A 23,891-nucleotide genomic window follows, 5' to 3' on the forward strand; every position below is an offset into this window, starting at 1 on the left:
TCTGTCAGTCGCCGAGCGTGTCGGCCGCGCTCTTGGCGGCGTCCGCGACGGCGTCGGCGGCGTTGGATGCTGCGGCCTTGGCGGTGCCGGCGACTTCGGCAGCGGCATCCCGCACGTCGTCGACGATGCCGGCGAAACGGGCCTCCTGCTCGCGGTAGGCGTCGCCGATGCGGTCGGTGAACTCGGTGATGCGCGCGTCGACATCGGCGAGGATCTCGTGACCGCGCGGGTCTTTGTTCATGAAGTGCGCCGCGACGAATCCTCCGGCGATGCCGAGCAGGAACCACACCAGGTTCTTCATGTCACCACTTCCTCGCGGGCCGCGGGGCGCGGCATCCCTCCATCGTAAGGGGAAACGACGAAGGGCGTCGGGTGACCCCGACGCCCTTCGCGTGTTCGCTGAGTTTACCGCGCGGCGTAATACTCGACGACGAGCTGGACGTCGCCGACCACGGGGACCTCGGCGCGCTTGGGGCGACGCACGAGACGGGCCTGGAGCTTGTCGAGCTCGACCTCGAGGTAGCCCGGAACGGGCGGCAGGACCTCGGCGTGACCGCCGAGCGCTGCGACCTGGAAAGGCTCGAGGGCCTCGCTCTTGGCCTTGACGTGGATGAGCTGACCCGGCTTCACACGGAACGACGGGCGGTCGACGAGCTGGCCGTCCACGAGGATGTGGCGGTGCACGACGAGCTGACGCGCCTGTGCGGTGGTGCGGGCGAAGCCGGCGCGGAGCACGAGGGCGTCCAGACGCATCTCGAGGAGCTCGACGAGGTTCTCACCCGTCAGGCCCTGGGTGCGGCGGGCCTCGTTGAACGTGTTGCGCATCTGCTTCTCGCGGATGCCGTACTGCTCGCGCAGGCGCTGCTTCTCGCGGAGACGGACGGCGAAGTCGCTGTCCTGCTTGCGCTTGGTACGACCGTGCTCGCCGGGCGCGTAGGGACGCTTCTCGAGGTACTTGGCTGCCTTCGGGGTGAGGGCCACGCCGAGAGCGCGGGAGAGACGGACCTTGCGGCGGTCCTGGGACTTCGTTGCCACGAAGTATTCCTTTCGATGACGCGGCCGTGTGCTTCACGGCTCGCGGACGTATCGCCCTGTCTTCGCCCTGTCCGGACTGCACGCCGGGGCATGCCGGAAGGTAGGTCAGGAAGAAAGGGGATGCCCGAAAACTGCGTTTCGAGCCGCTCAAGTCTACCAGACGCGCGGCGGGGCCTTCATGAGAGGGCGATGACCAGCGTCGCGGCGCCGAGCACCACGCACACCGGGGTCATCGTGAGGCGCTCGGCGCGACTGCGCGAGATCGCGTTCATGACGATCCCGAAGGCGAAGTACGCGACGAGCAGCCACGTCAGGATGCGGATGAGAAGGCTGTCACCGCCGGGCAGGATTCCTGCGCGGCTGAGCAGCAGTGCGGCGAAGCCGGCGTAGAGCAGGACGGAGGCCGCGCTGGCGATGCGCAGCCGCCGGGGCAGTACGCGATGCGCCCCGCCCCAGACGAACCGCCCCCATGGCGCGCCGGCCGCGACGCAGATCTGCAGCACGGCGAGGGCGCCGAGCACGAGGCACGCGACGGTGGCGGCGACAGGAGCGAGAGTCACCGACGCTACCTCCACAGGAACACGGCGATGAGGAAGACGGCGTACGAGACCCCCGCGGCGATCGCCACCCCATTCGACAGCCGGCTCCACCGCGCCCGCACGGCGGCGATCGCGAACGCGATCGTCAGCAGCACCCACACCAGCGTGTGGCCGCCCTCGATCACCACGGCGCGCAGTCCTGTCGCCTCGGCGACTTCGACCCCGTCGCCGACGGTCGCGAAGACGACGGCCACCAGGAGCGTGACGGCCGTAGCCGCACCGTACAGCGCGCGCACCCGGGCCGCCTGCTGCTTCTCGCTCATCCCCGCTCCTGCACTTCCTCGATCCACTCGCTCATCAGGGCGTGCGAGCGCAGCCCGTAATCGAGGGTCGCGCGCTGGAACGCGAAGATCCGCCGCGACGCATCGTCGAGGTGGGCCGCCTGCGCATCCACCTGAGTCGCCAGCAGTTCCAGCACCCCGCGCGAAGCTTCGACGTGCTCGCGGATGCTGCGGATCGCGTCCTTGCGGTCCTCCCGTGCGCCGAGCCGGCCGAGCAGATAGACCTTCGCGAGCACGATGGTCTCCGCATCCGTTCCTGCGGGGATCGGAGCCCGCATCCACGCGCGCCAGCGTTCGCGCCCCTGGTCGGTGATCCGGTGCACCTTGCGGCCGCGGCGGTTGCGGTCGGCATCGGCGACGATCACGGAACCGTCGTCCACGAGATGCTGCAAGGCGCGCTGAATGCTGCCGGAGCTGGCGCTGTAGAACAGCGATATGCCGGCGGCGAACCGCTTCTGCAGGTCGTAGAGCGACAGCGGCCCGTCGAGCAGCAGGCCGAGGATCACGAACTGCATGGGCACCCCCCGGCGTGACGGGGATTGATATCCCTCTGAGGGATATCAATCTACCTCGGAGGGATATGCGCGTCAACGGTCGCGGTCAGCCGCCGTCGAGGATGCGCCTGATCTTCTCGAGTCGGGCCTGGACGTCGCGCTCGGCGCCGAGCGCCTTGGGCTCGTAGTACCGCCGGCCGCGCAGTTCGTCTGGCAGGTACTGCTGCGGGGCGATGCCGATCTCGGCGTCGTGGGGGTACACGTACCCCTTGCCGTGACCCAGGCGCCTGGCCCCCGGATAGTGCGCGTCGCGCAGGTGGATCGGCACGCGGCCGAAGCCGCCCGCGCGCACGTCGGCGATCGCCGCGTCGATCGCCAGGTAGGCGGCATTCGACTTCGCTGTGGTCGCGAGGTAGGCGGTCGCCTCCGCGAGCGGGATGCGGCCTTCGGGCATGCCGATGAACTGCACCGCATCGGCCGCGGCCACGGCGATCGGGAGCGCCTGCGGATCGGCCAGGCCGATGTCTTCCGCGGCCGAGATGATCAGGCGCCGCGCGATGAAGCGCGGGTCCTCGCCTGCCTCGATCATGCGGGCGAGGTAGTGGATCGCGGCGTCCACGTCCGAGCCGCGGATCGACTTGATGAACGCGCTGATGACGTCGTAGTGCTCGTCGCCCTGGCGGTCATAGCGCAGCAGCGCCCGATCGACCGCCTGTGAGACGTTATCGGCCGAGATCTCGGGGATCGCCGCGTCGTCGTCGTCCTCATCTTCGGGAAGGGCGAGGGATGCTGCGGCTTCGAGTGCGGTGAGAGCTCGCCGCGCATCTCCCGAGGCGAGTCGCACGAGGGCGGCGCGCGCCTCGTCGCCGAGCACGACGCTGCCCGACAGCCCACGGGCGTCGGACACGGCACGGTCGAGGAGCATGCCGAGGTCGTCGTCGGTGAGCGGCTTGAGCGTCAGCAGCAGTGATCGGGACAGGAGCGGCGAGATCACCGAGAACGACGGATTCTCCGTCGTCGCCGCGATGAGCACGACCCAGCCGTTCTCGACGCCGGGCAGCAGGGCGTCCTGCTGGGCCTTCGTGAAGCGGTGGATCTCGTCGAGGAAGAGGATCGTGGACTGGCCGTAGAGATCGCGCTGGGTCAATGCCTCCTGCATGACCTCGCGCACGTCGCGCACGCCGGCGGTCACCGCCGAGAGTTCGACGAACCGACGCCCGGACGAGCGGGCGATCGCCTGCGCGAGCGTCGTCTTGCCCGTGCCGGGAGGGCCCCACAAGATCACTGACGTCGCAGCACGGGCCGCGGCATCCGGATTGGCGAGTGTCACCAGCGGCGAGCCCGCACGCAGCAGGTGCGATTGCCCGGCGACCTCGTCCAGCGATGTCGGTCGCATGCGCACGGCGAGAGGCGTCAGCCCCTGGAAGAGCGCAGCAGGACCGGTCACCACACCAGGCTATCCCGGGCCGGCGACACGGGATCCGTCGTGGTTTGGCGGGCGGGGTGCGGGCCCGTAGGATCAACCCGCCCGGGCGCTGCCTGGCACCAGGCGGACGAGCCTGACACGAACGGAACGGGGAGGTCACGTGGCGACCGGTGGCAAAGACCGCGACGCGCGCGCTGCGCGGGAGCGCACGCGGCTGTACGAGGCGCGACGTCAGTTCCACGAAAGCCAGGCGCACCGTCGCACGCGAGACAACCTGATCGCCGGCATCGTCGGCGGCGTGCTCGTGCTCGGTCTGATCGGCGCGCAGACGCTGTACTTCGTGGCCGGCCCCGGCGCGCCCGAGCCGTCGCCGTCGTCGACACCGACCCCGACCGCGACGCCGCAGCCGACGCCGTCGGCGACGACGACGCCGGATCCGAGCGCGACGCCCACGCCGACGCCCTGACATCCGGCCTCTCGCGCCGGAACAGCACCTCTGGCGAGGCATCCGCCGTACTAGGCTGTGAGCCGTCCTACTCCCTACAGACGGCGCGAGCCGCGATGAGGTGCAACCCGTGACTGCCGCAGCAGACTTCCAGCCCGAGACCGACGCCCCCGAGACCACCGGGGCCGACGACAACGAGACCGCGGCCGTCGCCGACGACGCCGCCGCCCCTGCCGATGACACGACGGACGCGGATGCCGCGACCGCCGTGGACGACACCGCAGAGGCCGAATCGGCCGAGCCCGCGGAGGACGGCCCCGCCGGTGACGCGGCGTCCGAGCAGACGCCGGACGAGGGCGCCTCGGGAGGATCCGACGCCGCGGACGTGGAGGTCGACGTCGTCGAGATCGACGTCGTGGAAGTCGTCGAGGATTCCGAGGTCGTCGCCGCCGAGGTGATCGGCGTCGCCGAGGTCGTCGAAGACGGCGACGTCGTCGCGGTGGAGGTCGTGGACGTCGTCGTCGAGGCCGCGCCCTCCGCCGACGAGCCGTGGGGCCGCGTCGACGAGGACGGCACCGTTTCGGTCCGCGAGGCCGACGGCTGGCGCGTGGTCGGTCAGTACCCCGACGGTTCCGCCGAGGAGGCGCTCGCCTACTTCGAGCGCAAGTACAACGACCTTGCGAGCGAGGTGACGCTCCTCGAGGTGCGCCATCGTCGCGGCGGCGCATCCGCGTCCGATCTGCGCTCGACCGCGCGCACCATCAACGGAAAGCTCGACGGAGCGGCCGCCGTCGGCGACCTCGCGAGCCTCGTGGCCCGCGTCGCCGCTCTCACCGAGACGCTCGCCGCCGAGTCCGCGACCGAGGCCGTCGCGGCGCGCGAAGCCGTCGACGACGCGGTCAAGGCGCGCACCCAGCTGGTCGAGAAGGCCGAGGCGCTGGCGGCACGCGACCCCCGCACCGTCCAGTGGAAGCAGGCCACGGCCGACCTCAACGCGTTGTTCGACCAGTGGCAGTCGCAGCAGCAGAACGGCCCGCGCCTGCCGAAGTCGACGGCCCAGCAGCTCTGGAAGCGATTCCGCGACGCGCGCGCCACCGTCGACAAGCACCGCCGCGCGTTCTACGCCGAGCTCGACGAAGCCCACAAGGGCGTCCGCGACCGCAAGACGCGCCTGGTCGAGAAGGCCGAGGCCCTCGCCCCCAAGGGCGAGGACGGCATCCCCGCGTACCGCGAGCTGCTCGATCAGTGGAAGACCGCGGGACGCGCCGGCAAGAAGGTCGACGACGCCCTGTGGGCCCGGTTCAAGGCCGCCGGCGACGCCCTCTACGGTGCGCGGATCGAGCGCGAGGCGGCGGATGCCGAAGCCTCGCGCGAGAAGATCGACCTCAAGCGCGCACTGCTCGAGGAGGCGAAGGCGGTCGGCGACGAGCGCGACATCGCGAAGGCCCGCTCGGTCCTCACCGGCATCCAGCGCCGCTGGGAGGAGATCGGCCGCATCTTCCCGCGCGACACCGAGCGGTCGCTCGACGACGAGCTGCGTCGTGTGGAGAACGCCCTGCGCTCGCGCGAGGACGCCGACTGGAAGCGCAACGACCCCGAGCAGAAGGCGCGCGCGAACGACATGACGCGCCAGCTGAACGACGCGATCCAGAAGCTCGAGGACGAGCTCGAGGCCGCGAAGAAGTCGGGCGACAAGAAGGCGATCGCGAACGCGACCGACGCCCTCGAAGCCCGTCGCACCTGGCTCAAGGCGCTCGGCGGCTGATCGGCCGCGCCTGAGCAGTGTCGAACCCGGTCGTCGCATCTGCGGCGGCCGGGTTCTCCACAGTGGGCGGGCCGCAGCATCCGTGCACTGTCTGGAGTGCGGCAGACTGCCCCCGTGGGATCGCCCTTCCTCTATTTCGCCGATGAACGTCTCTCGCGCGCCGAGCTCACGGCCGCGTGCCTCGATGGCGACCTCGTCGCCCTCGGCGACGCTTACATCCCGGCCGACGCCGTCGAGACGGCGGCGCTGCGCGCGGGTTCGCTCACCGAGACCCTGGGCGACACGCTCGCGGCGACTCACCTGTCTGCGGCGTGGGTGCACGGCGGCCTGCCGGTGCCGCCCTCGCGGCACACCGTGCAGCGCGCGGTTCCGCGACGCCTGCACGTCCGGCCGGACCGCCGCGTGGTGTACCGCGACCTGCAGGTGCCTCCCGACGACCTCCAGGTCGTCGGCGGCGTGCTCGTGACGACTCCCGAGCGCACGCTCGCCGATCTCGCACGCGTAGGCGACGCCGAGCACATGGCGGCGGCAGGCCTCCTCGCGGACGTCGACACGGATGCTGCGGACCGGGCGATCGCGCGGCTCGAGGCGGGGGCGCTCCCCCACAAGCGCTCGGCGCTCGCGTGTCTCCGGGCGATCGTCGCCGGGCGTCAGGACGACGTGACGCGGTAGACGTCGTAGACGGCGTCGATGCGCCGCACGGCGTTGAGCACACGGTCGAGGTGGACGATGTCGCCCATCTCGAAGACGAAGCGGCTGAGCGCCAGGCGGTCGTTGGAGGTCGAGACCGTCGCCGACAGGATGTTGACGTGGTGCTCGCTGAGCACGCGCGTGACGTCGCTCAGCAGGCCGGAGCGGTCGAGCGCCTCGACCTGGATCTGGACCAGAAAGACGCTCTTCGTCGTGGGCGCCCACTCGACCTCGATGAGGCGCTCCGGGTCCTCCATGAGCGACTTCACGTTCGTGCAGTCGGCGCGGTGCACCGAGACGCCGCTGCCGCGCGTGACGAACCCGACGATCTGGTCGCCCGGCACCGGGGTGCAGCACTTCGCGAGCTTGACGAGGATGTCGGGGGCGCCGCGCACCAGGATGCCGGAATCGCCGTTGCGCGGCGCGCGGGCCCGGCCGACGACCGGCAGGTCGATCGGGCCGGTGGTCGTGTCGTTGGCTGCGACGAGCGCGGTGACCTTCTCGAGGACCGACTGGGTCGAGACGTGCCCCTCGCCGACGGCGGCATACAGCGCCGAGACGTCCTCGTAACGGAGCTGGTGGGCGACCTCGGTGAACGAATCCTGGCTCATCAGGCGCTGCAGCGGCAGATTCTGCCGGCGCATCGCGCGGGCGATCGACTCCTTGCCCTGCTCGATCGCCTCTTCGCGGCGCTCCTTGGTGAACCAGCCGCGGATCTTGTTGCGGGCCCTCGTGCTGCGCACGAAACCGAGCCAGTCCTGGCTCGGGCCGGCGTCGGGGTTCTTCGAGGTGAACACCTCGACGACATCGCCGCTCTTGAGCTCGGACTCGAGCGGTACGAGCCGTCCGTTGACCTTGGCGCCCATCGTGCGGTGGCCGACCTCGGTGTGCACGGCGTACGCGAAATCGACGGGCGTCGCTCCCGAGGGAAGGCCGATGACGCGGCCCTTCGGGGTGAAGACGTAGACCTCTTTGGCGCCGATCTCGAACCGGAGCGAGTCGAGGAATTCGCCAGGGTCCGCGGTCTCGGCCTGCCAGTCGGAGATGTGGGCGAGCCACGCCATGTCGGTGTCGACGGACTTGGAGTCCGTCTTGCCGCCGTTCATCTGCTCTTTGTACTTCCAGTGGGCCGCCACGCCGTACTCGGCCTGCTGGTGCATCTCGTGCGTGCGGATCTGGATCTCGACGGTGCGGCCGCCCGGGCCGATCACCGTCGTGTGCAGCGACTGGTAGAGGTTGAACTTCGGGGTCGCGATGTAGTCCTTGAAGCGCCCGGGCAGCGGCGTCCACCGAGCGTGGATCGCGCCGAGGACGGCGTAGCAGTCGCGCACGCTGCCCACGAGCACGCGGATGCCGATGAGGTCGTAGATGTCGTCGAACTCGCGGCCGCGGACGACCATCTTCTGGTAGACGGAGTAGAGCTGCTTGGGCCGCCCCATCACCCTGCCGCGGATGCGGAGCTCCCGCAGGTCGCTGTCGACCGCGTCGATGACGTTCTGCACGTACTGCTCGCGCTGGGGCGTGCGCTGCTTGACGAGACTGTCGATCTCGGCGTACAGCTTCGGGTGCAGCACAGCGAACGACAGATCCTCGAGTTCGGACTTGATCGCCTGGATGCCGAGACGGTGTGCGAGCGGCGCGTAGATCTCGAGCGTCTCGGTCGCCTTCTTGCGCGATTTCTCCGGCGGGACGAAACCCCACGTGCGGGCGTTGTGCAGGCGGTCGGCGAGCTTGATGAGCAGGACGCGGATGTCGCGCGACATCGCGACGATCATCTTGCGGACCGTCTCGGCCTGCGCGCTCTCGCCGTACTTGACCTTGTCGAGCTTGGTCACGCCGTCCACGAGCATGGCGACCTCGTCGCCGAACTCGCTCGTGAGCATCTCGAGTGAGTAGTCGGTGTCCTCCACGGTGTCGTGGAGGAGCGCCGCCGCGATCGCGCGAGGCCCGAGTCCCAGATCCGCGAGGATCTGCGCCACCGCGAGCGGGTGCGTGATGTACGGCTCGCCGCTCTGGCGCAGCTGCCCGGTGTGCGCGGTCTCGGCGACCGAGTAGGCGCGCTCGACGATCGACAGGTCGCCCTTGGGATGGTGCGTGCGCACCGTCCGAAGGAGCTGCTCGACGTCGTCGCGGCGGGCTGACCTCGAGAAGATCCGAGGGACCAGGCGCCGCAGCGAGGAGGATTGCGCGGCAGGGACGGTCTCGGTCACTCGATCCCCTCCCCTCCGCTGGACCTCACAATCCTACGCCCGCGCGACGGACGCTCAGGCCGGGGTGCCCGCCAGCTCGCGTGCCGCCACGACACGCGCATCACGCGACTTGATGGCCGGCTCGTTCTCGCGCAGGAGCGAGTAGAGCGGCGCCGCGACGAAGATCGTCGAGTACGCGGCCACGATCGTTCCGACGAAGATCGACAGCGACAGATCGGTGAGTGTCTGCGCGCCGGCCCACACGAGGCCGATGAACAGGATCGCGCCGGTCGGCAGGATCGCGACGACGGTCGTGTTGATCGAGCGCACGAGCGTCTGGTTCACCGCGAGGTTCACCGACTCGCCGAACGTGCGCCCCGACACCTCGCCGTCCTCGCTGGTGTTCTCCCTGATCTTGTCGAAGACGACCGTGGTGTCGTACAACGCATACGAGAGGATCGTCAGGAAGCCGATGACGGCAGCGGGCGAGATCTCGAAGCCGAACAGCGCGTAGATGCCGATCGTGATGATGAGCACGTCCACGAGGCCGATGATCGCCGAGAGGGACATCTTCCAGGTGCGGAAGTACAGCGCCAGGATGATCGCTGTCAGCGCCAGGAAGATCGCGAGACCCCAGAGGGACTGGCGTGTGACGTCCGCTCCCCAGCTGGGACCGATGAACGCGTAGCTGACTTCGCTCTCGGGCACGTCGTACGCCTCGGCGAGGGCGGCCGAGACCTCACGGCTCTCGGCATCCGTCATCTGGTCGGTCTGGACGCGCACCGCGTCCTCGCCGATCGTGACGACCTTCGTCGTGGCTTCCGGGACCACCGAGTGAACGGCGTCGGTCGCGAGCGACTGGTCGACTGGCGCGGTCACACCGCTCACCGTGAACTGCGAGCCGCCCGTGAACTCGATCGAGAACTGGATGGGGCGAAACAGCGGCACCAGGGCCGATCCGAGGACGAGGATCGCTGCGATGAGGAACCACAGGCGGCGACGGCTGACGAAGGGGAACGACGTCTTGCCCGTGTAGAGGTCGTTGCCGAACTGGCTCATGGAGCGCATCAGTCGTCTCCCTCCTTGGCGGTCGTGCCGGGTTTCGTGCTGTCGGCGGCGGCCAGCTCGGCCTGCTTGCGCTCGGCGATGGTCTGGCGACGCGCGGCCTCACCGCGTGCCTTGGCGGTGCGGCGACCCGCGGCGCCGGTCGCGAGCACCGGCTCGCGGAACTGCGCGCGGCCGCGATAGACGGCGCCCAGCGCGGTGGGGTCGAGTCCGGACAGCGGATGCCCCGACCCGAAGAAGCGCGTGCGTGCCAGGAGCTGGAGCACCGGGTGCGTGAACAGGATGAAGATCAGGACGTCGATGGCGGTCGTGAGCCCGAGCGTGAACGCGAAGCCCTTCACCGTCGAGTCCGCGAGGATGTACAGCACCACGGCGGCGAGGATGTTGATCGACTTCGAGATGTAGATCGTGCGCTTCGCGCGGCCCCAGCCGTCCTCGACGGCGGCGGTGATCGACTTGCCGTCGCGCAGCTCGTCTCGGATGCGTTCGAAGTAGACGATGAACGAGTCGGCCGTGAAGCCGATCGTCACGATCAGACCCGCGACACCGGCGAGCGACAGGCGGAAGCCCATGCGCCACGCGAGGATGCAGAGCGTGACGTAGGTCAGCACCGCCATCACCGCGAGCGAGGCGATGATGATGAACCCCAGCGCGCGATACACGATGAGCGAGTAGATCGCGACCAGGAGCAGACCGATGAGACCCGCGATGAGGCCGATCTGCAGCTGCTGCGAACCGAGCGTGGCGGAGATCGAGTTGGAGCTCTCGACGGTGAAGCTGAGCGGCAGCGCGCCGTACTTCAGCTGGTCGGCCAGCACCTTGGCGGTCTCCTGCGTGAAGCTGCCCGTGATGCTCGGCCTTCCGTCGAGGATCTGGGCGTTCATCGACGGCGCGGACAGCACGTAGCCGTCGAGTACGAATGCGAACTGGTTCAGCGGAGGCTGCGCGCCGAACAGGCGCTGGCTGATCTCACCGAAGGTCTGGGTTCCCTCGGCGTCGAACGCCAGATTGACCGCCCACAGGCCGTTGTTCTGCTGTACGCCGAAGGTCGCGTCGTCGATGGACGAGCCGTCGAGCTCGACGGGGCCGAGGATGTACTTCACCGTGCCGTCGGCGTCACAGGTGATGAGCGGCTCGTCGGCGGGGGCGTTGGCGGGGTCGTTCGCCGGGTCGGCGCAGTCGTAGGCGAGGAACTCGGCCTGGAGCGCCGGCGTGATCCACGCCGGGTCGCTGCCGTTGGTCGGCGCGGTCGTCGGGGTCGCCTGGAGCGTCGGGTCGGGCGTGGGGTACGGCGTCTCGTTCCCGTCCTCGCCGACGAAGGTGTTGGCCGGCGCGCCCGTGTAGAGCACGGCGCGCAGCTGGAGCTGCGCGGATGCCTCGATGCGGTTGCGGGTCTCCCCGTCGGCCTGTCCCGGGATCTGCACGACGATCTGGTTACCGGCCTGCGTGGTGACCTCGGCCTCGCCGACACCCGAGGCGTCGACGCGCTGACGGATGATCGTCACGGCCTGCTGCATCTGCTCGGCCGACGGGTCGGCGCCGTCCTCGGTCTGCGCCTCGAGGACGATCTGCGTGCCGCCCTGGAGGTCGAGCGCGAGCGCGGGGGTCCACGAGCTCTGCCCGAACACGTACACGCCGAGCGCGTTGATGCCGAACAGGAGCGCCGTGATCGCGAGGAGTCCGGTCAGCGCGCGCCATGCATGCCGGACGGGGGTGGATGTCGCCACGTCTTTGCTTTCTTGAGAGCCCGAACGGGCGAACGGAGGGCGTCAGCCCTGCGACTTGGTGCCGGCCTCGGTGTCGGGGTCGGTCTTGTCCTTGCCCGCAGCGGTGCCCTGGTCGTCGCTGATCGAGGTGATGTCGCCGTTCGCGACGCCCTCGGCATACTCGGCGTGGCTCTCTTCGGCGGCGAGGTACTCGTCCTCGGTGACCGAGTGCTCGCCCGGGTTGACGACGCGCAGGATGGCCTGGCTGTGGACCTTGATCTCGACGCCGGGCGCCAGCTCGACGATGGCGGGCTGGTCGAGGTTGTCGGCGTCGTAGGAGACGATCGTGCCGTACAGGCCGCCCTGAAGGAGAACCTCCGAGCCGGGCACCGTCTGACGCGCCTTCTGCTCCTGCTCCGCCTTCTGCTTCTGCATACGGCGGCGGGAGCTCCAGAACATGAAGACGAGGAGCACGACCAGCAGGATGATGAGGCCGTAGTTGCTCAGGAAGGCAGCGAAGTCCATGGAGCGGGAAGCACCTTTCAGGTGAGGCACGCGCCGAAGGGCGGCGCTGCCTTGCAGGAGGGGGTGGGTGTAAACCTCCAGCGATTATAGGACATCGATTCCCAGCACCGAGTCGGCGACCGGCACGCCCAGGTGGGCGTACGCCTCGGGCATCGCGATGCGTCCGCGCGGCGTGCGCCCCATGAAGCCGATGCGCACGAGGTACGGCTCGACGACCGACTCGATGGTGTCGGGCTCCTCGCCGACCGCGACGGCGAGTGTGCTGAGGCCCACCGGGCCGCCGCGGAACCGCCTCACCAGCATGTCGAGCACCGCGCGGTCGAGCCGATCGAGCCCGATCCGGTCGACGTCGTAGAGGTCGAGCGCCGCGTCGACCGCCGCGATGTCGGCTCCGGTGCGGCCGTGGACGACGAGGTAGTCGCGCACGCGCCGCAACAGCCGGTTCGCGATGCGGGGCGTGCCCCGCGAGCGTCGTGCGATCTCGGCGCGGGCGGCGGGCGGCAGCGACACCCCGAGCATCACGGCGGAGCGCTCAATCACCCGCTCGAGCTCTTCGGGCTCGTAGTACTCGAGGTGGGCGGTGAAGCCGAAGCGATCGCGCAGCGGGTTGGGCAGCAGACCGGACCGGGTCGTTGCGCCGACCAGGGTGAACGGCGACAGGTCGAGCGGGATGCTCGTCGCGCCGGCGCCCTTGCCCACCATGATGTCGATGCGGAAGTCCTCCATCGCGAGGTAGAGCATCTCTTCGGCGGAACGCGCCATGCGGTGCACCTCGTCGATGAACAGGACCTCGCCGGGGGTGAGGCTCGACAGCAGCGCGGCGAGGTCGCCGGCGTGCTGGATCGCGGGGCCGCTGGACAGCCGCAACGGGCGCCCGCTCTCATAGGCGACGATCATCGCGAGCGTGGTCTTGCCGAGTCCCGGGGGCCCGGAGAGCAGGATGTGATCGGCAGGCCGCTGCTGGATGCGGGCCGCGTCGAGCAGCAGCTGCATCTGACCGCGCACCTTCTGCTGGCCGACGAACTCCGCCAGTGACGTCGGGCGCAGCGCACCCTCGATCGCGAGCTCGGACTCGTCGACGGGCTCTTCGGCTTCGCGCACGTCAGCCACTCACGGTCTCCTTCCGGGCGGGGCCGAGGGTTGTGAGTGTGAGGCGCAGCAGCGCCGGCACCGACGATCGATCGGACTCGGGCGCGTCGGCCGCCACGTTCTCGACGGCTTCGACCGCCACCCGCTCGGACCAGCCGAGGCCGACCAGGGCCTGCACGACCTGTGCCGGGATCGCGGCCGAGGGTGCGGCATCCGCTCCCCCGGACCCGGAGGGGCGCGTCACCGCGATCTTGCCCGCGAGCTGCACCACGATGAGCTTCGCCGTCTTCGGGCCGATGCCCGAGACGCGGCGGAACGGGGCGTCGTCGTCGGCGGAGACGGCATCGGCGATCTGCGGGACGGTCAGCGTCGCGAGCACGCCCAGCGCCGACTTGGGGCCGACGCCGGTGACGCCGAGCAGCTGGCCGAAGACGACCAGCTCCTCGCGTGACGCGAAGCCGAACAGCGACAGCGCGTCTTCGCGGACGATCAGCGAGGTGTGGAGGGTGACGGTGTCGCCCGGGTGCGTGGTGCGTGCGATCTGCGGCGTCACGGCGACGTGGAGACCGACTCCCCCGACCTCGACGACGACCGCATCCGCATCGACATGCACGGCCGTGCCGCGGACTGAGGAGATCATGCGTCGAGCCTACGGGGCGGTTCGGACGTTTGTTCGAGCGACACGCACGGCGACGCGCGGGATCATCGTCGGGCGAGTCGCTCCGCGTCGGCCCAGGCGCGCTGAGCCGGAGTGAGCGGACCGGATGCCGTGGCCTGGGCGGGCGCGCCGCGCCACGCGTGGCACAGCGCCAGGGCGAGGGCGTCCGCCGCGTCGGCCGGCTTCGGCAGCTCGTCGAGGCGGAGTACGCGCGCCACCATCGTCTGCACCTGCCGCTTGTCGGCGTTGCCGTACCCGGTGATGGCGGCTTTGACCTCGGACGGGGTGTGGGTGGCCGCAGCCAGGCCCCGCTCGCCGGCGACGAGCAGGGCGATGCCGCTCGCCTGCGCGGTCCCCATCACCGTCGCACGGTTGTGCTGGGCGAAGACGCGCTCCACCGCGACGACGTCGGGCTCGTGGGCGTCCAGCACGGCGCGCAGCCCGGCGGCGATCACCGCGAGCCGCTCCTCGATCGGGGCCCCGGGCTCGGACCGCACGACTCCCACGTGGACCAGCACGGCGGATCGGTCGGGGGCGACGTCGACGACGCCGACACCGCAGCGCGTCAGGCCCGGATCGATTCCGAGCACGCGCAGTCGACCGCGGGAGGATGCCACTCCCCCACGCTAAGCGAGGAGGACGGATGCTGCGGCCAGGCGCGCGCCGGGCCGCAGCATCCGTTCATGCCGTCAGTCCTCGTCGTTCTCGAGCTCGGCCTGCACCTCGGCGGTGAGGTCGAAGTTGCTGTAGACGTTCTGGACGTCGTCGCTGTCTTCGAGGGCGTCGATGAGGCGGAAGACCTTGCGCGCCGTGTCTGCGTCGACCTCGACCTTGAGGTTCGGGACGAACTCGACGTCCGCCGACTCGTACTCGATGCCCGCGTCCTGCAGGGCGGAGCGGACGGTCACGAGGTCGGTCGCCTCGGTGATGACCTCGAAGCCCTGCGCGTGCGGCTCGACCTCTTCGGCCCCGGCCTCGAGCACGGCGAGCATCACGTCGTCCTCGCTGGTGCCCTCGCCTGCGACGACGATGACGCCCTTGCGGGTGAAGTTGTACGCGACGCTGCCCGGGTCGGCGAGCGTGCCGCCGTTGCGGGTGAGCGCGGTGCGCACCTCGGCCGCGGCACGGTTCTTGTTGTCGGTCAGACACTCGATCATGAGGGCCACGCCGTTGGGGCCGTACCCCTCGTACATGATCGAGGCGTACTCGACCGACTCGCCGCCGATGCCGGCTCCGCGCTTGATCGCGCGGTCGATGTTGTCTTTCGGGACGGACGTCTTCTTCGCCTTGAGCACGGCGTCGAACAGGGTCGGGTTGCCCTGCAGGTCGGGTCCGCCGAGCTTGGCGGCCACTTCGATGTTCTTGATGAGCTTGGCCCACGACTTCGCACGGCGCGCGTCGATGACGGCCTTCTTGTGCTTGGTCGTCGCCCACTTGGAATGCCCGGACATGGTCCTCCTGAATTCACGCTCGTCGGGTGCGGGCGTGTGAACGCCTCGCCCGACGGACTAGTTTATCCCCGCGCTACAGCGCGAACTCGAAGCCGAACCGCGACGACAGCAGCGCGACGAGGTCGCGCGGCACCTTCGTGAGGTACGCGGGCGCGGGGGCGAGCGTCTCGGCCGAGCCGATGAAGGGGAAGTAGACGGGGCCCTCGGTGAGCCCTTCCACGCGGTCGCGCACGGTGACGATCTCGCTGCCCACGCGGCGAAGGCTCGGCAGGGTGATCGGCGACGCGAGCCGCAGTGTGTCGCTGATCGGCATGCGCCAGTGGGGCAGTTCGTCGCCGCGGCGGTCCCGGGTCTCCTCGCCGAGCGGGCCGAGCACGCGGCCCCACGCGGCGATGCCGGGCACCGGCAGGGTCCGGTCCCACACGAACAGCGTGTCGCCGGGCTCGGTGAAGCCGACGAGCTCATGGGACCACTCGAACCGGCGCTCGTCCTGGGCCTTCGGCGCCGAGAGGGCGTCGCCGACGATGCCGCGCGACGGGGCGATCATCCAGTAGCGCTCCTCGGGGTGCTCGCGCCACCAGTCGTTGATCGTCATGATCCAGAATCTACCCCGACGCATGGCGTCTGCCCCGTCACCGCACCCGCTCGCGGACCATGTCGAGGAACAGTGCGTGGAAGCGGTGCTCGCCGGTGACCTCGGGATGGAACGAGGTGCCCAGGAGCGCGCCCTGCCGCACGGCGACGACGCGGCCGTCGTCGAGGGTCGCGAGCCGTTCGACACCTTCGCCCGACTTTTCGACGAGCGGCGCACGGATGAACACCGCATGGACGGGCGGCGCGCCGAGCGCCGGGATGTCGAGGTCGACCTCGAACGAGTCCACCTGGCTGCCGAACGCGTTGCGGCGAACCGTGACGTCGAGGCCGCCGAAGGTCTGCTGCCCCTCGATGCCGTCGGTGATGCGGTCGGCGAGGAGGATGAGGCCGGCGCACGTCCCGTACACCGGCATCCCCGCCGCGATCGCGTCGCGCACGGGTTCGCGCATGCCGAAGGCGCGGGAGAGCTTGTCGATGACACTGGATTCGCCGCCCGGGAGCACGAGCCCGTCCACCTCGGCGAGCTCCTCCGGGCGGCGGACCGTCGTCACCTCGGCGCCGAGGTCCGTGAGCACGCGCACGTGCTCACGGACGTCACCCTGCAGCGCCAGGACGCCGACGCGTGGCGGTGTCGTCACCAGCCGCGCTCGGCGAGGCGGTGCGGCGCGGGCAGATCGGCGACGTTGATGCCGACCATGGCCTCGCCGAGGCCGCGCGACACGTCGGCGATGACCTTGGGGTCGTCGTAGAAGGTCGTCGCCTTGACGATGGCCGCGGCCCGCTCGGCGGGGTTGCCCGACTTGAAGATGCCGGAGCCGACGAACACGCCGTCGGCGCCCATCTGCATCATCATCGCGGCATCCGCGGGGGTGGCCACACCGCCGGCGACGAAGAGCACGACCGGGAGCTTGCCGGTCTCGGCGATCTCGGCGACGAGGTCGTACGGCGCCTGCAGCTCCTTCGCGGCGACGTAGAGCTCGTCCTTGGTCATCGAGCGCAGCACGTTGATCTCGCTCGTGATCTTGCGGATGTGCTTGGTGGCCTCCGACACGTCGCCGGTGCCCGCCTCGCCCTTGGAGCGGATCATCGCCGCGCCCTCGTTGATGCGGCGCAGCGCCTCGCCCAGGTTGGTCGCGCCGCAGACGAACGGCACGGTGAAGTTCCACTTGTCGATGTGGTTGACGTAGTCGGCGGGCGAGAGCACCTCGGACTCGTCGATGTAGTCGACGCCGAGCTCCTGCAGCACCTGCGCCTCGACGAAATGGCCGATGCGCGCCTTCGCCATCACCGGGATCGAGACGGCCTCGATGATGCCGTCGATCATGTCGGGGTCGCTCATGCGCGACACGCCGCCCTGCGCGCGGATGTCGGCGGGGACGCGCTCGAGGGCCATGACGGCCACGGCGCCGGCATCCTCGGCGATCTTCGCCTGGTCGGGCGTGACGACGTCCATGATGACGCCGCCCTTCAGCATCTCGGCGAGGCCGCGCTTGACGCGGTCCGTTCCCGTGTCGGCAATGGTCACGAGCTTTCCCTTCGTTCTGAGCGCGGACGCGCAACGGGTGAGGACAATGCGGGTATTGGCCTAGGCCAAAAGATAGCATGGGCTGAGCCCCGCACTCGGCGGGGCAGGACTTCACGGAAGGGCGGGCATGGATCTCGACATCAGCGGCCGATCCGCCTCCGAGATCGCCGACAGTCTGCGGGCGCGCATCGAGCGCGGCGATCTGCATCCCGGCGACATCCTGCCGCCCGTGCGCTCCCTCGCCGACGATCTCGGCGTGAACCGCAACACCGTGGTCGCCGCGTATCGCCAGCTCACGCAGGCGGGCGTGATCGTCACGCGGGGCCGGGGCGGCACGCGCGTCGCCGACCTCTCCCCCGTCGCCCAGGAGGGCTTCGCGGCCGGCAGCGTGCTGCGCGACGTCGGCACCGGCAACCCCGACCCCGAGCTGATCCCCGACCTCTCCGGCGCGCTCGCGGCGATCGCCGGGCGGCCCGTCCTCTACGGCGAACCGGTGATCGATCCCGGCCTCGAGCGCTGGGCGCACGAGTGGATGCGCGACGGGCTCGCTCCTGCCGACGCGGACATGCGCCTCACGATCACGAGTGGCGCCGCGGATGCCGTCGAGCGGCTGCTCGCTCAGGCGCTCACGCGCGACGACGCCGTCGCGCTCGAGGACCCCTGCTTCCTCACCAGCATCCACACGGTGCGGATCGGCGGCTACCGCCCTGTGCCCGTGCCGGTCGACGACGAGGGCATGACGGTCGAAGGACTGCGTGCCGCCCTCGACCAGGGGGTCCGCGCGGTCGTCCACACGCCCCGCGCCCAGAACCCGACCGGAGCGAGCCTGTCCGCGCGCCGCGCCGGAGAGCTTCGGGCGGTGCTCAGCGATCACCCGTACGTGCTCGTCATCGAGGACGACCACTTCTCGCTCCTCTCGCGGCGGCCGTTCCACTCCCTCATCGCCCCCGCGCATCGCCGCTGGGCGCTCGTGCGGTCGGTGTCGAAGTTCCTCGGACCCGACATGTGCCTCGCGGTCACGGCATCCGACCCCGAGACGGCCGAGCGGCTCGCGATGCGCCTCACCCCCGGCACCACCTGGGTGAGCCACCTGCTGCAGCGGCTCACCCTGGCACTGGTGACGGATGCCGCGACCATGGCCGCGATCGAACGCGCCGGTGCGCACTATGCTGCGCGCAACGCCGCCTTCATCGAGCGGCTGACCGCCCAGGGCGTGCCGGCGGACGCCGGGGACGGGCTGAACCTGTGGATTCCGCTCCCGGTCCCCGCGAGAGCGGTGTCGGAGCAGCTCATGCGGCGCGGCTGGCTGGCGCGCGCGGGCGACGACTTCGTCCTCGGCGACGGCGGGCCCTCGCGCCGCCTGCGCCTCACGGTTCACGACCTCGACGACGCCGACGCCGAACGGCTCGCGGTCGATGTGGCGGCGGCCGTGGCTGCGGCCGGTGGACGGCTCGTCGCGCGCGAAGTGGCATGATCGAGCGGTGAAGATCCTCTCGATCCAGTCCGCGGTCGCCTACGGCCACGTCGGCAACTCCGCCGCCGTCTTCCCGCTGCAGCGCATCGGCGTCGAGGTCATGCCGGTGTACACCGTGAACTTCTCGAACCACACCGGCTACGGCGCGTGGCGCGGCCCGATGATCAGCCCCGACGACGTCCGCGACGTCGTCGCCGGCATCGAGGACCGGGGTGTCTTCCCGCAGATCGACGTGGTGCTCTCGGGCTATCAGGGCGGTGACGGCATCGCGGACGTCATCCTCGACACGGTCGCGCGTGTCAAGCAGGCCAACTCCGCCGCGATCTACGCGTGCGACCCCGTGATGGGCAACGCGAAGTCGGGCTGCTTCGTGGCCCCCGCGATCCCGGTGCTGCTGCGCGACCGCGTGGTGCCCGCCGCCGACATCATCACGCCCAACCAGTTCGAGCTGGGCTTCCTCACCGAGACCGACCCGTCGGACCTCGACTCGACGCTCGCGTCGGCCGACGCCGCCCGCGCCATGGGTCCGAGCACCGTGCTCGTGACGAGCGTCGAGCGCCCCGATCGCGCCGAGGGCACGATCGAGATGCTCGCGGTCACCGACGACGGCGCGTGGATCGTTCAGACCCCGCACATCCCGATGAAGGCCAACGGCTCGGGCGACGTCACGGCGGCGCTCTTCACGGCGCACTACCGCCGCACGGGCGATGCCGCCGACGCGCTCGCCCGCACGACGTCGAGCGTCTACGACCTCCTCGAGCGCACCCACTCCTCGGGTGAGCGCGAGCTGCAGCTCGTCGAGTCGCAGGACGCCTACGCGAACCCGCGCCTGCAGTTCGAGGTCACCCAGGTGCGCTGACGGATGAAAGAAGACGGATGCTGCGGGCCGCAGCGTCCGTCTCCCTCAGGTCATGCGCGCCAGGCGTCGGAGATCGCGCGGCGCACGTCGCCGAGCAGCTGCGGCAGAGCCTTCGTCTTCGCGATGATCGGAAAGAAGTTCGCGTCGGAACCCCACCGCGGCACGATGTGCTGGTGCAGGTGCTCGTCGACGCCCGCGCCGGCGACATGACCCTGGTTCATGCCGATGTTGAAGCCGTCGCAGCGCGAGACCTGGCGGAGCACCCGCATGCCCTGCTGGGTGAGCAGCCCGATCTCGGAGACCTCTTCGTCGGTCGCCTGGTCGTAGGTCGCGATGTGGCGGTACGGGCACACGAGCAGGTGTCCGGAGTTGTACGGGAAGAGGTTCAGCAGCGCATACGCGGTTCGGCCGCGGAAGACGATGAGGCCGTCCTCGTCGGACTTGCGCGGCGCCTCGCAGAACGGGCACTCCTTGCGCAGCACCTCGGGTCCGGCCTGGATGTACGCCATGCGGTGCGGCGTCCAGAGACGCTGGAACTCGTCGGGGACCCCCGCCAGCGTCGCCGCGTCGACGAGCGCCGGGTCTGCAGCATCCGTCTCCGGAGTGCCCGACCCGGCCTCGTCGACGGGAGTCAAGAGAAGTCCTCCGCCGTGTTGACCAGCGCGTGCGAGCCGATCGCGTTGCGGACCCGCCGCACCGCGTCGGCGATCGGCACGCCGTTCTCCTGCGAGCCGTCGCGGAAGCGGAACGACACGGTACCGGCGGCCTGGTCCTGCGCGCCCGCGATGAGCTGCAGCGGGACCTTCTGCGTGGTGTGCGTGCGGATCTTCTTCTGCATGCGGTCGTCGGAGTGGTCGAGCTCGGCCCGCACGCCCTCGGCCTTCAGCTGGTCGATGACCTCGCCGAGGTAGTCCGCGAAGTCCTCGGCGACCGGGATCCCGACCACCTGGACGGGCGACAGCCACACCGGGAACGCGCCCGCGTAGTGCTCGAGCAGGATCGCGAAGAAGCGCTCGATCGAGCCGAACAGCGCGCGGTGGATCATGATCGGCCGCTTCTTCTGGCCGTCGCGGTCCGTGTACTCGAGCTCGAAGCGCTCGGGAAGGTTCGGGTCGACCTGGACGGTCGACAGCTGCCAGGTGCGGCCGATCGCGTCACGGGTCTTGAGGTCGATCTTCGGGCCGTAGAACGCGGCCTCGCCGGGCACCTCGGTGAGCTTCAGGCCGCTCGCGACCGCGACGTTGCGCAGGGCGTTGGTGGAGTAGTCCCAGAACTCGTCCGAGCCGATCCACTTGTCCTTCTCGTCGTCGCGCATCGACAGCTCGAGCTCGAAGTCGTCGAGGCCGAAGTCGCGCAGCATCGAGATGACGAACTCGAGGACGCGGGTCGCCTCTTCCTCCAGCTGCTCGGGCGTGACGAAGAGGTGCGAGTCGTCCTGCGTGAAGCCGCGCACGCGGGTGAGGCCGTGCAGTGCGCCCGAGAGCTCGTTGCGGTACACCGTGCCGTTCTCGGCGATCCGCATCGGCAGGTCGCGGTAGCTGCGCGCGCGCTCCTTGTAGATCAGGATGTGCATCGGGCAGTTCATCGGCTTCAGGTAGTAGTCCTGGCCGTGCTTGACGATCTCGCCGTGCTCGTCGCGCTCCTCGTCCATCACGATGGGCGGGAACATGCCCTCCTTGTACGTGACGAGGTGGTTCGAGGTGAGGAACAGGTCCTCCTTCGAGATGTGCGGCGTGTACACGTAGGTGTAGCCGCCCGCGATGTGGCGGCGACGCGCGTGCTGCTCCATCTCGCCGCGGACGATGCCGCCGCGCGGGTGCCACACCGACAGGCCCGAGCCGATCTCGTCGGGGAAGGAGAACAGGTCGAGGTCCTTGCCGAGCTTGCGATGGTCGCGCTTGGCGGCCTCCTCGAGGCGGGTCTGGTAGGCGCGCAGCTCGTCTTTGGTCGGCCATGCGGTCCCGTAGATGCGCTGGAGCTGCGGGTTCTTCTCGCTGCCGCGCCAGTAGGCACCGGCGATGCGCTGCAGCGCCCAGCCGTTGCCGATCATGCGGGTGTTCGGAAGGTGCGGCCCGCGGCAGAGGTCCTTCCAGACCGTCTGGCCGTCGCGGTCGACGTTGTCGTAGATCGTGAGCTCGCCGGCGCCGACCTCGACCGAGGCGCCCTCGGTCTTCTCCGCTCCGCCGCCCTTCAGGCCGATGAGCTCGAGCTTGAACGGCTCGTCGACGAGCTCGACGCGCGCCTCCTCGTCGCTCACGACGCGGCGGACGAAGCGCTGGCCCTCACGGATGATGCGCGCCATCTCCTTGTCGATGGCCTTGAGGTCCTCGGGGGTGAAGGGCTGCTCCACGCCGAAGTCGTAATAGAAGCCGTCGGTGATGGGCGGACCGATGCCGAGGTTGGCCTGCGGGTTGATGCGCTGGACGGCCTGGGCCAGGACGTGCGCCGTGGAGTGACGCAGGATCGCCAGACCGTCGGGGCTGTCGATGGTGACGGGCTCCACAGCATCCGTCTCCTCCACCACCGTCGCGAGATCTTTCAGCTCGCCGTTGACGCGAAGCGCGACCACGGAGCGGTCGGGGAACAGGGCGAAGCCGTCGGCGGGATAGGGCACAGCGTCAGTCACGGAAACTCTCCTGGGAATGGCTCGGATTCAAGGCTACTCAGCTTCGGGCGCACGACGCGCCCCGCCCGCTCAGGCGCCGAGCGTTCGCGTGTCGGCCTGCACTGCCGTTGCGGCGGTCGACCAGACGAGTTCCACGCGACGAGTCTAGCCAGTGGTTCTCGGACGCCGGGTATCAGGGGTGCCCGATGCGGCTCCTGAAGTTCGTGACGAGAGCGCATGCCGGGCAATATGCTGACTCCGTCGTCGCCCGTGGGCCCGTCCCGCCTCGCCGCGACGCTCTCCGTACGGCTGACGCTGGGGGGTCGAGATGAGCGAGCACCAGACCGCTTCGACGGCGATGGATGACTCGGAGGAACGCGTTCGACGGCCACTGCGCTGCGGCGAGCCGACGATCCATGAGTTCCCCACCGAAGACGGGGTGACGCTGAGGCTCACGCGGTTCGAGGGCGGGACCAAGGGGCCGGTCATCCTGACACCCGGGTTCGGCACGTCGGCGTTCGCCTACACGATCGACACGACCGACACGAACTTCCCCGAGTACCTCTACGAGCACGGCTACGACGTGTGGGTGCTCGACTACCGCGCGAGCCCGGCTCTGCCGTCCGGCGGCACGCAGTTCACCCTCGACGACATCGCCCGATACGACTACCCGGCCGCGGTCGCGAAGGTGCGCGAGCTGTCGGGAGCGGAGTCGGTGCAGATCGTGGCGCACTGCGTCGGGTCGCTCACGATGCTGATGGCGCTCGGGCTCGGCCTCCCGGGTGTGCGGTCGGCGGTGGCCTCGCAGGTGACCCTCCACCCGCGCGGCGGCACGCTCAACGAGCTGCGCGCCGGCATCTACGCCGGGAACATCCTGCAGGCACTGGGCTTCGACACCCTCACCACCGAGTTCGACGACGATCCCTCGTGGGGCGAGACGCTGTACGACAAGGCGCTCGCGCTCTACCCCGCCGGGGACGAGCCCTGCGACCGCCCCTTCTGCCGCCGGGTGATGTTCATGTACGGCGAGGTGTACGACCATGCGCAGCTGAACGAGGCGACGCACGACCATCTCGAGGAGGCGTTCGGCGTCGCGAACATGACGACGCTGCGTCACATCACCAAGATCCTCCGGGAGGACCATGCCGTGAGCGCCGACGGCGAGCACGACTACCTCGACGACGTGTCGGGACTGGCGCTGCCGATCGCCTTCCTGCACGGGGCCGACAACCGCCTGTTCGTCCCCGAGGGCAGCGAGATCACCTACGACGTGCTCCGCCGACGCAACGGCGACGAGTACTACACGCGGGACGTCATCCCCGGGTACGCCCACATGGACTGCTTCATCGGGAAGGATGCCGCGCGCGACGTCTATCCCGTGATCACCGCCCGGCTCGACCGGCACAACTGATACGA

General features: G+C 69.8%; 25 protein-coding genes. 6 read left to right on the forward strand and 19 right to left on the reverse strand.

What is annotated here, in order from left to right:
* Positions 1 to 4: 4 nt before the first annotated feature.
* From ACEYYH_RS09975 to ACEYYH_RS10000, 6 genes are all read right to left on the reverse strand, one after another.
* Positions 5 to 301: an ATPase gene (locus ACEYYH_RS09975; protein ID WP_116193495.1), complete on the reverse strand. Its 297-nt coding sequence runs from the start codon at positions 299 to 301 to the stop codon at positions 5 to 7.
* A gap of 104 nt (positions 302 to 405) precedes the next feature.
* On the reverse strand, positions 406 to 1,035 hold the full coding sequence (gene rpsD, locus ACEYYH_RS09980; protein WP_374978010.1) for a 30S ribosomal protein S4: 630 nt from the start codon (positions 1,033 to 1,035) through the stop codon (positions 406 to 408).
* 176 nt (positions 1,036 to 1,211) lie between these two features.
* Positions 1,212 to 1,595 carry a hypothetical protein gene (locus tag ACEYYH_RS09985; RefSeq protein ID WP_374978011.1) on the reverse strand — a complete coding sequence of 128 codons (384 nt, stop codon included), beginning with the start codon at positions 1,593 to 1,595 and terminating at the stop codon, positions 1,212 to 1,214.
* 5 nt (positions 1,596 to 1,600) lie between these two features.
* Positions 1,601 to 1,897 (reverse strand): hypothetical protein, encoded by a 297-nt coding sequence (locus ACEYYH_RS09990; RefSeq protein WP_374978012.1) that lies wholly within the window; start codon positions 1,895 to 1,897, stop codon positions 1,601 to 1,603.
* Positions 1,894 to 2,421: a PadR family transcriptional regulator gene (locus tag ACEYYH_RS09995; RefSeq protein WP_374978013.1), complete on the reverse strand. Its 528-nt coding sequence runs from the start codon at positions 2,419 to 2,421 to the stop codon at positions 1,894 to 1,896. The genes ACEYYH_RS09990 and ACEYYH_RS09995 overlap by 4 nt, the downstream gene beginning before the upstream one ends.
* Before the next feature lie 94 nt (positions 2,422 to 2,515).
* Complete coding sequence (locus ACEYYH_RS10000) at positions 2,516 to 3,805, reverse strand: replication-associated recombination protein A (protein WP_374978200.1); 1,290 nt, start codon at positions 3,803 to 3,805, stop codon at positions 2,516 to 2,518.
* 190 nt (positions 3,806 to 3,995) lie between these two features.
* Between ACEYYH_RS10000 and ACEYYH_RS10005 the strand changes: the two genes are divergently transcribed.
* The 3 genes from ACEYYH_RS10005 to ACEYYH_RS10015 all read left to right on the forward strand — a co-directional run bounded on the left by ACEYYH_RS10005 (position 3,996) and on the right by ACEYYH_RS10015 (position 6,717).
* Complete coding sequence (locus ACEYYH_RS10005) at positions 3,996 to 4,301, forward strand: dioxygenase (RefSeq protein ID WP_374978014.1); 306 nt, start codon at positions 3,996 to 3,998, stop codon at positions 4,299 to 4,301.
* A gap of 109 nt (positions 4,302 to 4,410) precedes the next feature.
* The gene (locus ACEYYH_RS10010; protein ID WP_374978015.1) at positions 4,411 to 6,045 is read left to right on the forward strand and encodes a DUF349 domain-containing protein; all 1,635 of its coding nucleotides are present in this window, start codon (positions 4,411 to 4,413) and stop codon (positions 6,043 to 6,045) included.
* Positions 6,046 to 6,159: 114 nt separating this feature from the next.
* A complete protein-coding gene (locus tag ACEYYH_RS10015; protein WP_374978016.1) occupies positions 6,160 to 6,717 on the forward strand; it encodes a hypothetical protein in 558 nt (185 codons plus the stop codon).
* Here the strand turns inward: ACEYYH_RS10015 and ACEYYH_RS10020 are convergent.
* The 11 genes from ACEYYH_RS10020 to pdxS all read right to left on the reverse strand — a co-directional run bounded on the left by ACEYYH_RS10020 (position 6,696) and on the right by pdxS (position 17,537).
* A complete protein-coding gene (locus ACEYYH_RS10020; RefSeq protein ID WP_374978017.1) occupies positions 6,696 to 8,945 on the reverse strand; it encodes a RelA/SpoT family protein in 2,250 nt (749 codons plus the stop codon). The two genes, ACEYYH_RS10015 and ACEYYH_RS10020, sit on opposite strands and share 22 nt — an antisense overlap.
* Before the next feature lie 54 nt (positions 8,946 to 8,999).
* Positions 9,000 to 9,992, reverse strand: a complete 993-nt coding sequence (secF, locus tag ACEYYH_RS10025) for a protein translocase subunit SecF (protein ID WP_374978018.1) — start codon at positions 9,990 to 9,992, stop codon at positions 9,000 to 9,002.
* On the reverse strand, positions 9,992 to 11,716 hold the full coding sequence (gene secD / locus ACEYYH_RS10030) for a protein translocase subunit SecD (RefSeq protein ID WP_374978019.1): 1,725 nt from the start codon (positions 11,714 to 11,716) through the stop codon (positions 9,992 to 9,994). The genes secF and secD overlap by 1 nt, the downstream gene beginning before the upstream one ends.
* A 42-nt stretch (positions 11,717 to 11,758) precedes the next feature.
* Positions 11,759 to 12,220, reverse strand: a complete 462-nt coding sequence (yajC, locus tag ACEYYH_RS10035; RefSeq protein ID WP_374978020.1) for a preprotein translocase subunit YajC — start codon at positions 12,218 to 12,220, stop codon at positions 11,759 to 11,761.
* Positions 12,221 to 12,304: 84 nt separating this feature from the next.
* Entirely contained in the window at positions 12,305 to 13,330 is a 1,026-nt protein-coding gene (gene ruvB / locus ACEYYH_RS10040; protein ID WP_116193484.1) for a Holliday junction branch migration DNA helicase RuvB, read from the reverse strand.
* Positions 13,323 to 13,949, reverse strand: coding sequence for a Holliday junction branch migration protein RuvA (ruvA, locus tag ACEYYH_RS10045; protein WP_374978021.1), 627 nt, complete (start codon positions 13,947 to 13,949; stop codon positions 13,323 to 13,325). Before ruvA ends, ruvB begins: the two co-directional genes overlap by 8 nt.
* 62 nt (positions 13,950 to 14,011) lie before the next feature.
* The gene (ruvC, locus tag ACEYYH_RS10050) at positions 14,012 to 14,584 is read right to left on the reverse strand and encodes a crossover junction endodeoxyribonuclease RuvC (protein ID WP_374978022.1); all 573 of its coding nucleotides are present in this window, start codon (positions 14,582 to 14,584) and stop codon (positions 14,012 to 14,014) included.
* A gap of 72 nt (positions 14,585 to 14,656) precedes the next feature.
* Positions 14,657 to 15,418, reverse strand: a complete 762-nt coding sequence (locus tag ACEYYH_RS10055) for a YebC/PmpR family DNA-binding transcriptional regulator (protein WP_374978023.1) — start codon at positions 15,416 to 15,418, stop codon at positions 14,657 to 14,659.
* 73 nt (positions 15,419 to 15,491) lie between these two features.
* The gene (locus ACEYYH_RS10060; protein WP_116193481.1) at positions 15,492 to 16,013 is read right to left on the reverse strand and encodes a hypothetical protein; all 522 of its coding nucleotides are present in this window, start codon (positions 16,011 to 16,013) and stop codon (positions 15,492 to 15,494) included.
* A 37-nt stretch (positions 16,014 to 16,050) separates the two neighbouring features.
* The gene (pdxT, locus tag ACEYYH_RS10065) at positions 16,051 to 16,653 is read right to left on the reverse strand and encodes a pyridoxal 5'-phosphate synthase glutaminase subunit PdxT (protein WP_374978201.1); all 603 of its coding nucleotides are present in this window, start codon (positions 16,651 to 16,653) and stop codon (positions 16,051 to 16,053) included.
* Positions 16,647 to 17,537 (reverse strand): pyridoxal 5'-phosphate synthase lyase subunit PdxS, encoded by an 891-nt coding sequence (gene pdxS / locus ACEYYH_RS10070; RefSeq protein WP_374978024.1) that lies wholly within the window; start codon positions 17,535 to 17,537, stop codon positions 16,647 to 16,649. The genes pdxT and pdxS overlap by 7 nt, the downstream gene beginning before the upstream one ends.
* Positions 17,538 to 17,664: 127 nt before the next feature.
* On the opposite strand from pdxS, the gene ACEYYH_RS10075 reads away from it, so the two are divergent.
* Positions 17,665 to 19,011 (forward strand): aminotransferase class I/II-fold pyridoxal phosphate-dependent enzyme, encoded by a 1,347-nt coding sequence (locus tag ACEYYH_RS10075; RefSeq protein WP_374978025.1) that lies wholly within the window; start codon positions 17,665 to 17,667, stop codon positions 19,009 to 19,011.
* Positions 19,012 to 19,018: 7 nt separating this feature from the next.
* Positions 19,019 to 19,870 carry a pyridoxal kinase PdxY gene (gene pdxY / locus ACEYYH_RS10080; protein ID WP_374978026.1) on the forward strand — a complete coding sequence of 284 codons (852 nt, stop codon included), beginning with the start codon at positions 19,019 to 19,021 and terminating at the stop codon, positions 19,868 to 19,870.
* Positions 19,871 to 19,920: 50 nt separating this feature from the next.
* On the opposite strand, the gene ACEYYH_RS10085 is transcribed toward pdxY, so the two are convergent.
* Both ACEYYH_RS10085 and thrS read right to left on the reverse strand, forming a co-directional pair.
* Complete coding sequence (locus ACEYYH_RS10085; protein WP_374978027.1) at positions 19,921 to 20,505, reverse strand: HIT domain-containing protein; 585 nt, start codon at positions 20,503 to 20,505, stop codon at positions 19,921 to 19,923.
* Entirely contained in the window at positions 20,502 to 22,496 is a 1,995-nt protein-coding gene (gene thrS / locus ACEYYH_RS10090; protein ID WP_374978028.1) for a threonine--tRNA ligase, read from the reverse strand. Before thrS ends, ACEYYH_RS10085 begins: the two co-directional genes overlap by 4 nt.
* Positions 22,497 to 22,803: 307 nt before the next feature.
* Here thrS and ACEYYH_RS10095 point away from each other — a divergent pair, with 307 nt between their 5' ends.
* Positions 22,804 to 23,886 (forward strand): alpha/beta fold hydrolase, encoded by a 1,083-nt coding sequence (locus tag ACEYYH_RS10095; protein ID WP_374978029.1) that lies wholly within the window; start codon positions 22,804 to 22,806, stop codon positions 23,884 to 23,886.
* Positions 23,887 to 23,891 lie beyond the last annotated feature (5 nt).

Origin of the sequence: Microbacterium trichothecenolyticum (assembly GCF_041938625.1) — a bacterium.
Taxonomy (GTDB): domain Bacteria; phylum Actinomycetota; class Actinomycetes; order Actinomycetales; family Microbacteriaceae; genus Microbacterium; species Microbacterium trichothecenolyticum_D.

Excerpts from the sequence above, each read along its gene's own strand:
- ACEYYH_RS09990 (WP_374978012.1), bottom strand. The coding sequence starts at position 1,897 with ATGAGCGAGAAGCAGCAGGCGGCCCGGGTGCGCGCGCTGTACGGTGCG.
- ACEYYH_RS10075 (WP_374978025.1), top strand. The coding sequence starts at position 17,665 with ATGGATCTCGACATCAGCGGCCGATCCGCCTCCGAGATCGCCGACAGT.
- yajC (WP_374978020.1), bottom strand. The coding sequence starts at position 12,220 with ATGGACTTCGCTGCCTTCCTGAGCAACTACGGCCTCATCATCCTGCTG.
- ACEYYH_RS09975 (WP_116193495.1), bottom strand. The coding sequence starts at position 301 with ATGAAGAACCTGGTGTGGTTCCTGCTCGGCATCGCCGGAGGATTCGTC.
- ACEYYH_RS10055 (WP_374978023.1), bottom strand. The coding sequence starts at position 15,418 with ATGTCCGGGCATTCCAAGTGGGCGACGACCAAGCACAAGAAGGCCGTC.
- ruvA (WP_374978021.1), bottom strand. The coding sequence starts at position 13,949 with ATGATCTCCTCAGTCCGCGGCACGGCCGTGCATGTCGATGCGGATGCG.
- ACEYYH_RS10000 (WP_374978200.1), bottom strand. The coding sequence starts at position 3,805 with ATGCGACCGACATCGCTGGACGAGGTCGCCGGGCAATCGCACCTGCTG.
- ACEYYH_RS10095 (WP_374978029.1), top strand. The coding sequence starts at position 22,804 with ATGAGCGAGCACCAGACCGCTTCGACGGCGATGGATGACTCGGAGGAA.
- secF (WP_374978018.1), bottom strand. The coding sequence starts at position 9,992 with ATGCGCTCCATGAGCCAGTTCGGCAACGACCTCTACACGGGCAAGACG.
- ACEYYH_RS10060 (WP_116193481.1), bottom strand. The coding sequence starts at position 16,013 with ATGACGATCAACGACTGGTGGCGCGAGCACCCCGAGGAGCGCTACTGG.